This window comes from Pseudomonas sp. AC463 (assembly GCF_979253585.1).
Genome location: NZ_CEEDDZ010001092.1, coordinates 1 through 240, shown reverse-complemented (window position 1 = coordinate 240; position 240 = coordinate 1). Strand labels below are relative to the sequence as shown.

The following is a 240-nucleotide window of genomic DNA, read 5'->3' as shown; positions in this document are numbered from 1 at the left end:
CAGATACTCCTCCAGATTATGGTGGCACGGCATCTCGTGCAGCTTGCCGCCCTTCTCGTGCAGCCGCACCCACAGCCGGCGGTTCTGCGTGAAGGCATCCTCCACCCGCATTGCCAGCGCCGCGCCGACGCGTGCGAAGCTGTACGTCATCAACGCGATCAGCGCGCGATCGCGTAATCCTATACATGTCGACACGTCGATACTGTCGAGCAGGGTGCGGGCCTCGTGCGGGTCGAGCAC

1 protein-coding gene is annotated in these 240 nt (G+C 63.8%); it reads right to left on the bottom strand.

What is annotated here, in order from left to right:
- Window positions 1-240 (bottom strand): tyrosine-type recombinase/integrase (locus AC0IYH_RS33655; protein WP_471838789.1); only part of this gene is annotated, 240 nt, incomplete at both ends.